The sequence below is a fragment of the Azospirillum sp. FG154 genome (assembly GCF_057809575.1).
Window position 1 is genome coordinate 95613 of the sequence record NZ_JBMDKF010000004.1, and the last position, 14148, is coordinate 109760.

A 14148-nucleotide genomic window follows, 5' to 3' on the forward strand; every position below is an offset into this window, starting at 1 on the left:
GGACAGGAGCGCTCTTCATGGCGCTGGGATCACGGATCATCCGTGGCGCGAAAGTTAGATGACGTTTACGTAAAGGTCAATTTCATTCCGCAGTGACAAGGTGGCGGCGTGGGCCGTCTCGCCGTTTGCGTTCAAAACAATCTGGTGCATTCTACCACGCCCAACCACCAACCAAACCCCGAGTCCGCATGACCGCCGACGCCCCGCTCCCCGACGCCCTGCTTCCGGATCTGTTCCAGGCCGCCTTGTCCGCCGTGACCGCCGACACGCGGCTTCCCGGCGCCCTGCCGCCCCCGCCCAAGGGCCGCACCGTTGTGATCGGGGCCGGAAAGGCCGCCGCCGCCATGGCGAAGGCGGTGGAGGATCATTGGCCGGGGCCGCTGTCCGGGCTGGTCGTCACCCGCTACGACCATGATCTGCCGACCAGCCGGATCGAGGTGGTGCAGGCCAGCCACCCGGTGCCGGACGCGGCGGGGCAGGACGCGGCGGCGCGGATTCTGGCGATGGTCCAGGGGCTGACGGCGGATGATCTGGTGCTGTGCCTGATCTCCGGCGGCGGCTCCGCCCTGCTGGCCCTGCCCGCGCCCGGCGTGTCGCTGGAGGACAAGCGCGCGGTCGGCAAGGCGCTGCTGAAAAGCGGGGCCGACATCGCGGAGATGAATTGCGTGCGCAAGCATCTGTCGGCGATCAAGGGCGGACGGTTGGCGGCGGCGGCGCACCCGGCGCGGGTCGTGTCGCTGCTGGTGTCGGACGTGCCGGGCGACGACCCGTCGGTGATCGCCAGCGGCCCGACCGTGCCGGACCCGACCAGTTTCGCCGACGCCCGCGCCATTCTGGCCAAGCATGGCATAACCCCGCCGCCCGCCGTCGCCGCCTATTTGGAAGAGGGAGCGGACGAGACGCCCAAGCCGGACGATCCGCGTTTGGCGGGCGTCGTCACCACCCTCATCGCCACCCCGCAAGACGCGCTGGAGGCGGCGGCGGCGCTGGCCCGCGCGCGCGGCTTCTCCCCGGTCATCCTGGGCGACGCCATCGAAGGCGAAGCGCGCGAGGTCGCCAAGGTCCATGCCGGAATCGCCCGGCAGATCGCCCGCCACGGCCAACCGGCCCCCGCCCCAGCCGTGATCCTGTCGGGCGGCGAAACCACGGTGACGGTGCGCGGATCCGGGCGCGGCGGGCGCAACGTCGAATTCCTGCTGGCGCTCGCCGTGGCGCTGGACGGCCATCCCGGAATCCACGCCGCCGCCTTCGACACCGACGGCATCGACGGGACGGAGGACAACGCCGGGGCCATCCTGCGCCCCGACACGCTGGCGCGCGCCGCCGCCCTGGGCCTGGACGCGAAAGCTTTTCTGGCGAACAACGACGGCTACAGCTTTTTCAAGGCGTTGGGCGATCTGGTCGTCACCGGCCCGACGCGGACCAACGTCAACGACTTCCGCGTGATCCTGGTGGAACGCCCGGTCGGGTGATCGGTCGCGCGGCGACGGACGGGCGACGGTTCGCGTCGGCCCGTTCGTTCGTCACGCCAGCGATTTTGCAAAGTGAGAACGCGCGCCTCCAATGTGCGCTGCAAATTGCGCGTTCGCCACGGCCCGCCACCGCGCTTTCCACGCTCAGCCCCCATATTTGTTGCAAACAACCAGGAAAACTGGATTCAACGCAAAAAACAATCCGTTCGTTTGCCTCGCACTTTGGCTTAAATTTTGCTCTTCCCCCTTTGGAACATCGAAAATGCCGGGGGAAAACCATGAAAACGCTGTCCTTGAAAGCCAAGCTGATGGGCTTGGTCGCCCTGACCGGCTTGGCCGTCGTGACGGTGGCGGGCGGCGGCTTGTGGCTCGGCTACAAACAAATGTACAACGACCGCATCGCCAGTCTGCGCACCGTCGTGGAAACCGTCCACGGCATGGCCTCCACCTTCGATGTTGAGGTTCGGAAAGGCGCGATGAGCCGGGACGAGGCGCTCAACCGCATGCGCTTCGTCGTCAACGGCATGCGCTATGGCGAAAACAAAAGCGATTACATCATCGTCGCCGACATGGACGTCATCAACGTCATCAACCCGTCGCGCCCGGATCTGGTCGGAAAATCCATGGCCCAGGTGAAGGACGGCAATGGCAAACTCTTCGCCCTCGAAATGGCCAGCGTCGCCAAAAACCCCCAAGGCGAAGGCGTGGTCGAATATTCTTTTCCACGCGCCGGACAGACCGAACCGTCGCCCAAGGCGTCTTACGTAAAACGCTTCTCTCCTTGGGACATGTTCATCGCCACCGGCGTCTACATTGACGATCTGCAAGCCGAATTTCGCCGCCACGCCATGTGGCTGATGCTGATCGTCATCGGCTTCGCCCTGCCGGTGGTCGCCGCCATCGCCTGGACCGGGCACAACATCAGCGACGCGGTGCGGGGGCTGAGCGGCAAGATGGCGGCTCTGGCCGCCGGGCGCCTCGATCTGTCCTTCCCGGAAGCCGGGCGCGGCGACGAGATCGGCGAAATGGGCCGCGCGGTCCAGGTGTTCCAGGACAACGCCGTCGCCAAACAACGGCTGGAAGCCGAACAGGCCGCCGCCGAACAGCGGGCGATCACGGAAAAGCGCCAGTCGATGGAGCGGCTGGCCTCGACCTTTGAAAGCACGGTCGGCGGCGTGATCCGCTCGGTCGCCGAAAAAACCGCGTCGATGGAGAAGCAAGCCCGCGCGATGACCGACGCGACGGCGGAAACCGACCGGCTGGCCACGGCGGTGGCGACCGCCACGGAACAGACGGCGGTGAATGTGCAGACGGTGGCCTCGGCGTCCGAAGAACTCGCCGCCTCGATCAACGAAATTTCCGGGCAGGTCGCCAAATCCAGCGCCATGGCGGCGACGGCGGAGCAGCAGGCCGAACGCGCCAACAGCCGCATCGCCGGGTTGGCCCAAGCGGTGGAGCGCATCGGCGCGGTGGTCGATCTCATCAACTCCATCGCCAGCCAGACCAATTTGTTGGCGCTGAACGCCACCATCGAAGCGGCCCGCGCCGGGGAGGCCGGCAAGGGATTCGCCGTCGTCGCGTCGGAGGTCAAGCAACTGGCCAGCCAGACCGCCAAGGCGACGGAGGAAATCGCCGCCCAAGTGGCGGGCGTGCAATCGGCGACCGGCGAGACCGTGACCGAAATCAACAGCGTCGCCAACGTCATCACCCAGCTCAACCAGATCGCCGGATCCATCGCCTCGGCGGTGGAGGAGCAGGGCGCGGCCACCCGCGAAATCGCCCGCAACATCCAGCAGGCGGCCAGCGGCACGAACGAGGTGTCGGCCTCCATCGTCGGCGTCACCGCGTCCGCCGATCAAAGCGGCAAGGTCGCCCGCGAGGTGCTCGACGCCTTCCAGCATCTGTCGCAACAGGCGGGAACCCTGGGGACCGAGGTCAGCGGCTTCCTCAACACCGTGCGGGCCGCCTGATCCCCATCCATCCAAACCGCCCGCGCCAGGAGACCATCCCGGCGCGGACGGCTTTTTCTGCGACGATTATTTCACCAGCGGACAACCGCCCTTGTCCAAGGGGCGAAAGGCCTGATCGCCCGGAATGGTCTTCAGAACCTTGCTGTAATCCCACGGGCCGGTCGATTCCGCCGGGGTCTTCACCTGCATCAGATACATGTCGTGGACCATGCGGCCATCGACGCGCAGACGCCCGCCCTTGGCGAAGGCGTCGTTGACCGGCGTGTCCCGCATTTGGGCCATCACCGTTCCGGCCTCGTCGCTGCCCGTCGCCTGGACCGCCTTCAGATAATGGCGCACCGCCGAATAGCTGCCGGTTTGGAGCATGCTGGGCATCCGCCCGGTCTTGGCCCGGTAGGCGGCGGCGAAGGCCCGGCTGTCGTCGTCGCGGTTGGGATCCCAGCCGTCCATCATCACCAACCCTTGCGCCGCCGCCAGCCCCAGGGAATGGATGTCGGTCGGGAACATCAGCAGGCTGGCCAGGGTCTGGCCAGCCTGGGCGACGCCGAACTCCTGCGCCTGCTTGATCGCGTTGGTGGTGTCGCCCCCGGCGTTGGCCAGCGCGATGACCTTCGCCTTCGACGCTTGGGCCTGCAAAATGTAGGAGGAGAAATCAGCGCTGTTCAGCGGGTGCCGCACCGCGCCCAGCACCGTCGCGCCGTTGTCCTTCAACACCGCCGTCAGATCCTTTTCCAGCGCGTGGCCAAAGGCGTAATCGACGGTCAGGAAATACCAGCTCCCGCCCAGCGCCTGGACGCCCGCGCTCCCCATGCCTTGGGCCAGCGCGTAGGTGTCGTAGGTCCATTGCGCGGTGGTCGGGGAACAGGAGGTTCCGGTCAATTGCGCCGCGCCGCCGCCGGAAATCAGAAACACCCGATTCTTGCGCCGAGTGATCTCCTGCACCGCCAACGCGACGGACGAGGTGGGAACATCGACGACCACGTCCACCTGTTGAGAGTCGATCCAGGCGTTGACCAGGGCCGCGCCGACGTCGGGCTTGTTCTGGTGGTCGGCGAAAACGACCTCGATCGGCTTGCCGCCGACCACGCCGCCGAACTCGGCCACCGCCATGCGGACCGCCTCGACCGATCCCAGCCCGGTCGGGTCGGCGTAGGGGCCGGTCATGTCGTTGAGCACGGCGATCTTGACCCGGTTGTCCGAGATCTCGGCGTGCGCCGTTCCCGCCATCATCGCCAGCGCGCAAGCGCCAGCCGCCAAAAGAATCCGCGTCATGAAGCGTTCTCCCCCATCTTGTCTGTTTTTGTCTGGTGTTTGACCTGCGGCGGCGTTCAACCCTGAAGCGCCGCCAAATCCTCGGCCAGCCCCGGCCCGCTCAGGCTGGCGTCGCCGCCGCGCAGGCGGGCGTCCAACGCCGCCGTTTCCGGCAACAGCCGTTCCATGAAAAATCCGGCCAGACCGACGCGGGCGTCGAGAAAGGTCGGGTCATAGCCAGCGGGCCGCCGCGCCGCCGCCACGGCCATCAGCGCCCACATCCAGCCATAGACGACCAGAGCCGCCAGCCGCAGCAGATCGCTGGCCCCCGCCGCCGCGTCGCGCGGCCCGCGTTCCGCCGCCGTCAGCCACGCCGCGCAGGCGCGCAGGCGCTCCAGCCCGTCGCGCAGGGGCGCGGCGAGCGCCGCCGTGGCGGGATCCGCCGCCAGATCGGCCAACGCCGCCTCCACCGCCGCGACCAGCCGGGCCAGCGGACGCCCGCCATGCAGGGTCAACTTGCGCTGGACCAGATCCAAAGCCTGGACGCCGTTCGCGCCCTCGTAAATCTGCGTGGCGCGCACGTCGCGGACCAGTTGCTCGACCCCGTTGTCGCGGATGTAGCCGTGACCGCCCATCACCTGTTGGGCCAACACCGCCGCCTCGAACCCGAAATCGGTCCCGGCGGCCTTGATGATCGGCGTCAGCAGCGCCGCCCAATCCTCCGCCGCCTCCCGCAAGGACGGATCGGCGCTTTTCTCGGCCCGGTCGAGCCACAAGGCGGTCCAGGCCGCCAGCGCCCGCCCGGCGTCGGTCAGCGCCCGCGCGGTCAACACCATGCGGCGGACGTCGGGATGGCGGATGATCGGATCGGCGGCTTGGTCGCCCCCCTTGCCATTGCCCGGCGCCCGGCCCTGCAAACGTTCCTGCGCGTAGGCCAGCGCCGATTGCGCGGCGCATTCGCCGACGCCGACGCCCTGAAGCCCGACGAACAGACGTTCGTGATTCATCATGGTGAACATCGCGGTCAGGCCGCGATGGGGGGCGCCCACCAACCAGCCCAACGCCCCGTCATAGGACACGACGCAGGTCGGCGAGGCGTGCAGCCCCATCTTGCGTTCCACCGACAGGACCGACCAGCCGTTTCGCGCGCCGTCGGCCAAACGCTTGGGCACGACGAACAGGCTGATTCCCCGCGTTCCCGACGGCGCGTCGGGCAGGCGGGCCAGCGCCAGATGAACCAGATTGTCGGTCCAATCATGATCGGCCGCCGAAATGAACATCTTCTGGCCGGTCAACCGAAAGCCGCCCGCCGGATCCGGTTCCGCCCGCGCGCGCAGCAGGCCAAGATCGGTGCCCGCCTGCGGTTCGGTCAGCGCCATGGCGCCGGTCCACTCCCCGGCGATCATCGGCGGCAGGCACCAGCCCTTGATCGCCGCGTCGCCATGGGCGGCCAGCGCCCGAATGGCGCCCTGGGTCAAACCAGGGGTGATGCTGAAGGCCAGATTGGCGGCGCACAGCATTTCCGTAACCAGCGTGTCGAGCACGGCGGGCATCCCCTGCCCGCCATAGGCCGGATCCCCGGCCAACCCGGCCCAGCCGCCCGCCCGCCAAACCTGCCAAAAGGCGGCGAAACCGGCGGGGGTGCGCACGCCCCCGTCCACCACCGCCGCGCCTTCCTCGTCGCCCGAACGGTTGAGCGGCAGCAGCCGGTCCGTCACCAGACGCCCGGCCTGGGTCAGAACCTCGTCGAACAGATCGGCGGACAGATCCTCCCACCCCGCTTCGGCCAGCGCCTCGGGCGCGCGCAACACCGCGTTCAGCAGAAAGCGCAGCGTTTGCAGCGGCGGCTGATAGACGCTCACGACGCCGAATCCGCGTATGCGCGGCGCAACTCGCGTTTCAGCAGCTTGCCCGCCGTGTTGCGCGGCAGCGCGTCGACGAAACGCACCTGTTTGGGCAGCTTGAACGGGGCCAGATGCGCCCGGCAATGGGCGATCAACTCCTCCGCGTCGGCGCTGCGGCCCTCGCGCAGAACGACGAAGGCGGCGACGGCCTCGATCCATTTCAGATCGGGCAAGGCGACCACCGCGACCTCCGCCACCGCCGGGTGGGTGTAGAGCGCCTCCTCCACCTCGCGGCTGGCGACCAGCACGCCGCCGGTGTTGATGACGTCCTTGATGCGGTCCACGATGGTGAGATAGCCGCCCGAATCCAGAACGCCGACGTCGCCGGAATGGAACCAGCCGCCGGAAAAGGCCTCCGCCGTCTCTTTCTCCTTGCCCCAATAGCCGATCATCAATTGCGGCGAGCGGTGGATGATTTCACCCTGCTGGCCGACCGGCACGTCGTTCATATCGGGATCGACCACCCGCGTTTCGACGTTCAGCACCGGACGCCCGGCGGAGGCCGGACGCGCCTCATGCTCCTCCGGCGCCAGGACGGTGGCCAGCGGGCCGATTTCGCTCTGGCCGTAACAGTTGAAGGGGTGGGCGTTGGGCAGACGCAACCGCAACTCCTGCAACACCGGCACCGGCATGATCGAGGCGCCGTAATAGAGCTTTTCCAGCGATCCCAGATCATGCGCGTCGAAATCGGCGTGCCGCAGCAGCCCCACCCACACCGTCGGCGGCGCGAAGAAGGAGGTGACGCGGTGCGCCTCGATCAATTCCAGGCAGGTTTTCAGCGCCGGGGCCTGGATCAGCAGCGTCATCGCCCCGACCATCAGTTGCGGCATCAGGAAAACATGCATCTGCGCCGAATGGTACAGCGGCAAAGCCGCCAGCGCCCGGTCGGCGCCTGAGAAACGGCAATCGTGAATGGCGCTCTGGTACTCCGCCAACAGGCCGCCATGGGTCATCATCGCGCCCTTCGGCGCCGCCGTGGTGCCGGAGGTGTAAAGAAGCTGCGCCACCGTGTCGGCCTCGACCGCCGCGCCCTCATGTTCGGGCGCGGTCGGATCCAGCGCCACGGCCAGCGCGTCGAAGGCTGCGCCGTCCGCCGCCGCGCCCTCGGCGAAGCTGCCCGTCCATTCCACCGCGACGCCATCGCCGACGCTGTCCAGCACGCCCGCCAGATCGCCGTCGCGCAAAACCAGACGCGCGCCCGACTGGCTCAGGATGTAGGTCAGCTCCTCCCCCGTCAGGGCGTAGTTGACCGGCACATGGATGAAGCCGCCCACGGCGCAGCCCAGCCACGCCACCACATAGGCGTCGGAGTTGCGCCCGAAGGCCGCCACCCGGTCGCCGGGCCGCAAGCCCAGATCGCGGAGCCGTCCGGCCACCCGCCGGGCCGCTTGGTTCAACGCGGCGAAGCTCCACGCCCGCTCGGCGTAACGCAGGGCCACCCGGTCGCCGTGGCGGCGGGCCGCCCGCGCCAAAGCGCCGCCGATGCTGGTTCCCCGCGCGGCAACGATGCTGTCCATGGTTGTTTGTCCTCCCGGCTCGCGCGCGTGGCCACCGGCGGCCCGCGCTTTTGTACTTCTTGGAAGGAACGTTACTTAAAAGTAGGATGACGCACAAGGGCGTGCTACGAACAATTCGCCAAACCACCATTTTGCCGCACAATCGGCCACGCTGGGGCTGGACATCCGGGGGACGAGGTGGGAAGGAAGGGCGATTGCGGCACAGGAGCCAACGCACGATGTCGGAATCGCCGTGGAAATCATCCACCGATCGACGGAACGAACGGGAAGAAAAGCGAATCGCCGTCCTGCGGACGGCGGCGCAGGCGTTCAACGAGGTCGGCTATTACAACACGTCGCTGGACGACATCGCCCGGCGGCTGAACGTCACCAAACCGACGATCTATTATTACATCAAGAACAAGGAAGAGATCCTGTTCGAGTGCGTGCGCATCGGGCTGGAACGGCTCGATTCCGCCTCAAACGACGTGATCGGCCATGGCGGCAGCGCGTATGAGGAGCTGGTGGCGGTGATGACCGCCTATGTCGGCGTCGTCACCATGGATTTTGGCATGTGCGTGATCCGCGTCGGCGAAGAACCGCTGACCGAAGAGAGCCGCCGCACCCTGCGCGCGCTCAAACGCCGCATCGACCTGAAATTCCGCAACCTGATCGAACGCGGCGTCGCCGAGGGGTCGATCACCACCTGCGACCCGAAAATCGCCGCCTTCACCCTGTCCGGCGCCTTGAGCTGGATCGCCCGCTGGTACCAGCCCGACGGCGCGCTGGACGCCGACGCGGTGGCCCAGCACTCCATCGCGCTTCTGCTGAACGGGCTGCGCCCGCGTTGAGGCGCAGCCCGTAAGATTTTCCTTACACCCGCTCGAAGATCGCGGCGATGCCCTGGCCGCCGCCGATGCACATCGTCACCAGGGCGTAGCGCCCGCCGACGCGGTGCAGTTCGTGGATCGCCTTCACCGTGATGATCGCGCCGGTCGCCCCCACTGGGTGGCCCAGCGAAATGCCCGAGCCGTTGGGGTTGACCTTGGCCGGGTCGAAGCCCAGCGTGCGCGCCACCGCGCAGGCCTGCGCCGCGAAGGCTTCGTTCGATTCGATGACGTCGAGGTCGGCGATGGTCAGGCCGGTGCGTTCCAGCACCTTGCGGGTCGCCGGGATCGGGCCGATGCCCATATGGTCCGGCTCGACGCCCGCGTGGGCGTAGCCGACCAGACGGGCCAGCGGCTTCAGGCCAAGGGCGGCGGCGCGGCCCGCCTCGGCCAGCACCACGGCGGCGGCGCCGTCGTTCAGGCCCGACGCGTTGCCCGCCGTCACCGTGCCGTCCTTTTTGAAGACCGGCTTCATCTTGGCCAGCGAGTCCAGGGTCGCGTCGGCGCGGACATGCTCGTCGGTGTCGAAGCGGACGACACCCTTGCGGGTGGCGATCTCGACCGGGACGATCTGATCCTTGAAGCGGCCCTCGGCGATGGCGTGGGCGGCGCGGCGTTGGCTTTCCAACGCCAGCGCGTCCTGGTCGTCGCGGTTGATTCCATAGCGAGCGGCGACGTTTTCCGCCGTGACGCCCATGTGAATCTTCTGCCACGGGTCGTGCAGAATGCCGTTCATGTAATCGACCAGCGCGCCGTCGCCCAGACGGGCGCCCCAGCGCGCCGTCGGCATGATGTAGGGGCCACGGCTCATCGATTCAGCGCCGCCGCCGATGGCGACGTCCGCGTCGCCCAGCGCGATGGCTTGCGCCGCCGAGATGATCGCCTGAAGGCCGGAACCGCACAGACGGTTGACGTTGAAGGCGGGAACCTCCAGCGGGATCCCGGCGTCAATCGCCGCCACGCGGCTGAGATAGGCGTCCTTGGTGTCGGTCGGGATGACGTTGCCCATCACCACATGGCCGATGCTGTCGGGCGCGGTCCCCGACCGTTCCAGCGCCGCCTTGACCGCCGTGGTGGCCAGCGTGGTCAGCGGCACGTCTTTGAGGCTGCCGCCAAAGGCGCCGATGGCGGTGCGGGCGGCGCCGACGATGACGATGTCCTGCTTCATGATTCTGGTGATCCTTCCCGGTGCGTTTCTGATTGTTGGAACGGGCCGTCAGCGGCCCTGGAACGTCGGTTTGCGCTTGGCGAGGAAGGCGGACACGCCCTCGCGGAAATCCCCGGTCGCGGCGCAGGCGCGGAAAGACGCGCGTTCGGCGTCAAGCTGCTCGTCGAGCGAGGCGGTCCAGCTTTGCCGCATCAGACGGCGGATCCCGGCGTAGGCCCGCGTCGGCCCGGCGGCCAGCCGTTCGGCCAGCGCGCGGGTTTCATCGGCCAGAGCGGCGGCGGGAACCACGCGGTTGACCAACCCCAGCCGCAGCGCCTCGGCGGCGTCCACCCGGTCGGACAGCAGCGCCAGCTCCAGCGCCCGGCGGGTTCCCACCAGACGCGGCAAGGAATGAGTGCCGGAGCCGTCCGGCGTCGTCCCCAGCCGGGCGTAGGCCGTGGTGAACAGCGCGTCGTCGGCGGCGACGCAGAGATCGGCGGCGCAGGCCAAACTCATCCCCGCCCCGGCCACCGGGCCATGGACCGAGGCCAACACCGGCATGTCCAGCCGGTCGAGAATCCGCAACGCCTCGTGCAGCAAGTCGATGATCGCCGTCGCCACCGCCGGGGCCGCCGCCGGATCGTCGTGGAAGCGCGCCACGTCGCCGCCCGCCATGAAGCCCCGGCCATTCCCGGCCAGCACCAGACAGCGCGCGCCACCTTTCCCTTGCGTGTCCGCCACCGCTTGGCAGGCGTCGCGCAGGGCGGCGGCCATCCGCTCGTCCAAAGCGTTGAGAACGGTCGGGCGGTTCAAGCGGATCCACGCCACATCCCCCTCGCGGGACAGCAGGACCGGCGCGTCGGCGTCGTTCATGGAACGGAAATCTCCTCAACAGGGGATAGCAGGGAGCGCGTGCGCGCGGGGTTTTACTGAAAAGAATGCATGTTACTCATAAGTACGATACTGGTCCGTCCGGATCCCGTCAACGACCGGATGCCCCGGGGCTGGCGGGAAAGCGCGGGCAAAAGCTCCATAGGGCGGCGTCATTCGGTGGTCAGGTCGTTTGCGCAAGCGAGGCTGGGCCGGAATCGTCTTGCGCAAACGCGCTCGTACAAAAACCTCGCCGCCGCTCCAATCCGCTCAAGTCCAAGAAACTCGTCAATCGGGCAGACCTCAACCGCCGGGGCGAAGGTCCGCAGACAATCGACACGCCCTTGCGGAATCGCGACGCGAAGCGTCCATAGCATTGAAGAATCGACTCATGAAGCGAGCCAATGATCGGGCAAGAGGGCTGTCCAATTCCGCCATGAAATCAGACGCTTGGTTTGGGTCATATCCCCTTCGTATTGTGCGTGGCGCTGCAACAATAAAGGGGCATGATCCCGAAAATGTTGACTCATCCATTCAAATAGCCAACAGTGCGCTTTGTTGCGCCACAGCATGTCCTCATGCGTGGCCTTTTGGATGAACAACATTGTGAGGCCGACGTGCCGGGAACAGCCATCAGGCATCCCTCTGCGCCGCAAAACGGCAAGACCAGGAAGCCGGACTTTTCTCGTGTCGTGCGGATCGCGGCGCTTTCCATTCTCCTCGGGGGCCTGTCTCTGTCGGCGTCCGCCGCACAGCCGCATCACGCAAAACCCAAGCACAAACCGACCGTCCAGATCGGTCAGGCGTCTTGGTACGACTACAAGGACGGCAGCAAGACCGCGAGCGGGCAGAAAATCAGCGCCAAGGCCATGACGGCGGCGCACCGGACCTTGCCGTTCGGCTCCAAGCTGCGCGTGACCAACATCCGCACCGGAAGATCGGTGGTGGTCGTGGTGAATGATCGCGGCCCGTTCCACGGCAAGCGCATCATCGACGTGAACCGCCGGGCCGCGCAAAAGCTCGGCTTGATTAGCGCTGGCGTGGCGCAGGTCCGGGTGGAGCGGATCGTTCAGGTCGCCGAAGCGAGCGACTGACCGACGCCGCCATCCGGTGGACCAAAAAAGCCCCGCCTCCCGAATGGACGGCGGGGCTTTTTCGTTTTGGCCGCCCTCTCCCGCCGCGCGGGCTACCGGATTCACACATCTTTTTCTTGCTGCAACCAATTGGGATAAAACGGATTTTCCGTCATCCCCGCGCAGGCGGGGATCCAGAGTTTGCCAGACGAACCCTATGGGTAAGTCTGGATTCCCGCCTGCGCGGGAATGACGGAGAAAAATTCTTTTTCTTCCAATGAGTTGCCTAAACCAAAGATGTGTGCATCCAGTAGCGCCGCGCGGAAGAGGGCGGTCATCCGCGTCAGTTTACTTCAGGAACGGCAGGTTCAAGCCCTGCTCCTTCGCGCAATTGATGGCGATGTCATAGCCCGCGTCGGCGTGGCGCATGACGCCGGTGGCCGGATCGTTCCACAGCACGCGGCCAACCCGCCGCGCCGCCTCGTCGGTGCCGTCGCAGACCACGACCATGCCGGAATGCTGGGAAAAGCCCATGCCGACGCCGCCGCCATGGTGCAGGCTGACCCAGGTCGCCCCGCTGGCGGTGTTCAGCAGCGCGTTCAGCAGCGGCCAATCCGACACGGCGTCCGAACCGTCCTTCATCGCTTCGGTTTCGCGGTTCGGGCTGGCGACGGAGCCGCTGTCCAAATGGTCGCGTCCGATGACGATGGGGGCCTTCAATTCGCCGGACTTCACCATCTCGTTGAAGGCCAGCCCCAGACGGTGGCGCTGCCCCAGACCGACCCAGCAGATGCGCGCGGGCAGGCCCTGGAAGTGGATGCGCGCGCGCGCCATGTCCAGCCAGTTGTGCAGGTGCGCGTCGTCGGGGATCAGCTCCTTCACCTTGGCGTCGGTCTTGTAGATGTCCTCGGGATCGCCCGACAGGGCGGCCCAGCGGAAGGGACCGACGCCCCGGCAGAACAGCGGACGGATGTAGGCGGGGACGAATCCTGGGAAGTCGAAGGCGTTCTCGACGCCCTCTTCCTTGGCCATCTGGCGGATGTTGTTGCCGTAATCGACCGTCGGCACGCCCATGGCGTGGAAGGCCAGCATGGCTTCGACATGGACGGCCATCGACTTGCGGGCGGCGGCGGCGACCGACGCCGGGGCGCTTTCCCGCGCGGCGTCCCACTGGGCCAGAGTCCAGCCCTGCGGCAGATAGCCGTTGACCGGATCATGGGCGGAGGTTTGATCGGTGACGATGTGCGGACGAACCGACGGATCGACGGCGGCGCGGCGGGCCAGTTCGGGGAAGACGTCGGCGGCGTTGCCCAGCAGGCCGACCGAAATCGCCTCGCCCTTCGCGCAGGCCTCCTGAATCCAGGCCAGCGCCTCGTCCAGGCTGGCGGTGTGGCGGTCGAGATAGCCGGTGCGCAGGCGCATCTCGATGCTGCTCGGGCGGCATTCGACGGCCAACATGCAGGCCCCGGCCATGGTGGCGGCCAGCGGCTGCGCGCCGCCCATGCCGCCCAAACCGCCGGTCAGGATCCATTTGCCCGTCAGGCTGCCGTTGTAATGCTGACGCCCGGCCTCGACGAAGGTCTCATAGGTGCCTTGGACGATGCCCTGGCTGCCGATGTAGATCCAGGACCCGGCGGTCATCTGGCCGTACATCGCCAGCCCCTTGCGGTCCAGCTCCTGGAAATGCTCCCAGGTCGCCCAGCGCGGCACGAGGTTGGAGTTGGCGATCAGCACGCGCGGCGCGTCGGCGTGGGTGCGGAAGACGCCGACCGGCTTGCCCGACTGCACCAGCAGCGTTTCATCGTCGTTCAGGTCGCGCAGCGCCGCGACGATGCGGTCGTAGCTGTCCCAGTCGCGCGCCGCCCGACCGATGCCGCCATAGACCACCAGCTCTTGCGGGCGTTCGGCGACGTCGGGGTCGAGGTTGTTCATCAGCATGCGCAACGGCGCCTCGGCGAGCCAGCTTTTGCAGCTCAACGCGGCGCCGTGCGGCGCGCGGATGACGCGATGGTTGTCGAGACGGGACGACGACATGGGGCGTGCTCCTGGTGGGAGGGGGTGGGTGGGAGGGGTGGGTG

At 67.3% G+C, this 14148-nt stretch carries 10 protein-coding genes; 4 read left to right on the plus strand and 6 right to left on the minus strand.

Annotated elements, in window-relative coordinates:
* The first annotated feature begins 188 nt into the window (after nt 1–188).
* Entirely contained in the window at nt 189–1472 is a 1284-nt protein-coding gene (locus tag ACODS4_RS06385) for a glycerate kinase type-2 family protein (protein ID WP_488861829.1), read from the plus strand.
* Nucleotides 1473–1750: 278 nt separating this feature from the next.
* A complete protein-coding gene (locus tag ACODS4_RS06390; protein WP_488861831.1) occupies nt 1751–3442 on the plus strand; it encodes a methyl-accepting chemotaxis protein in 1692 nt (563 codons plus the stop codon).
* Nucleotides 3443–3508: 66 nt separating this feature from the next.
* Here ACODS4_RS06390 and ACODS4_RS06395 read toward each other — a convergent pair whose 3' ends face one another.
* From ACODS4_RS06395 to ACODS4_RS06405, 3 genes are read right to left on the minus strand one after another with little or no spacing between them, the layout of a single operon-like run.
* Nucleotides 3509–4714 (minus strand): ABC transporter substrate-binding protein, encoded by a 1206-nt coding sequence (locus ACODS4_RS06395; RefSeq protein WP_488861833.1) that lies wholly within the window; start codon nt 4712–4714, stop codon nt 3509–3511.
* Nucleotides 4715–4770: 56 nt separating this feature from the next.
* Nucleotides 4771–6555, minus strand: coding sequence for an acyl-CoA dehydrogenase family protein (locus tag ACODS4_RS06400; RefSeq protein ID WP_488861835.1), 1785 nt, complete (start codon nt 6553–6555; stop codon nt 4771–4773).
* Nucleotides 6552–8114, minus strand: coding sequence for a fatty acyl-CoA synthetase (locus ACODS4_RS06405; protein WP_488861837.1), 1563 nt, complete (start codon nt 8112–8114; stop codon nt 6552–6554). Before ACODS4_RS06405 ends, ACODS4_RS06400 begins: the two co-directional genes overlap by 4 nt.
* A 218-nt stretch (nt 8115–8332) precedes the next feature.
* Between ACODS4_RS06405 and ACODS4_RS06410 the strand changes: the two genes are divergently transcribed.
* Nucleotides 8333–8944: a TetR/AcrR family transcriptional regulator gene (locus ACODS4_RS06410; RefSeq protein WP_488861839.1), complete on the plus strand. Its 612-nt coding sequence runs from the start codon at nt 8333–8335 to the stop codon at nt 8942–8944.
* Between the two features lie 22 nt (nt 8945–8966).
* Here ACODS4_RS06410 and ACODS4_RS06415 read toward each other — a convergent pair whose 3' ends face one another.
* Nucleotides 8967–10148 carry an acetyl-CoA C-acyltransferase family protein gene (locus ACODS4_RS06415; protein WP_488861841.1) on the minus strand — a complete coding sequence of 394 codons (1182 nt, stop codon included), beginning with the start codon at nt 10146–10148 and terminating at the stop codon, nt 8967–8969.
* 48 nt (nt 10149–10196) lie between these two features.
* A complete protein-coding gene (locus ACODS4_RS06420; protein ID WP_488861843.1) occupies nt 10197–11000 on the minus strand; it encodes an enoyl-CoA hydratase/isomerase family protein in 804 nt (267 codons plus the stop codon).
* Between the two features lie 575 nt (nt 11001–11575).
* Here ACODS4_RS06420 and ACODS4_RS06425 point away from each other — a divergent pair.
* Nucleotides 11576–12091, plus strand: coding sequence for a septal ring lytic transglycosylase RlpA family protein (locus tag ACODS4_RS06425; protein WP_488861845.1), 516 nt, complete (start codon nt 11576–11578; stop codon nt 12089–12091).
* Nucleotides 12092–12418: 327 nt separating this feature from the next.
* On the opposite strand, the gene hutU is transcribed toward ACODS4_RS06425, so the two are convergent.
* On the minus strand, nt 12419–14104 hold the full coding sequence (hutU, locus tag ACODS4_RS06430) for a urocanate hydratase (RefSeq protein ID WP_488861847.1): 1686 nt from the start codon (nt 14102–14104) through the stop codon (nt 12419–12421).
* Between the last annotated feature and the right edge of the window lie 44 nt (nt 14105–14148).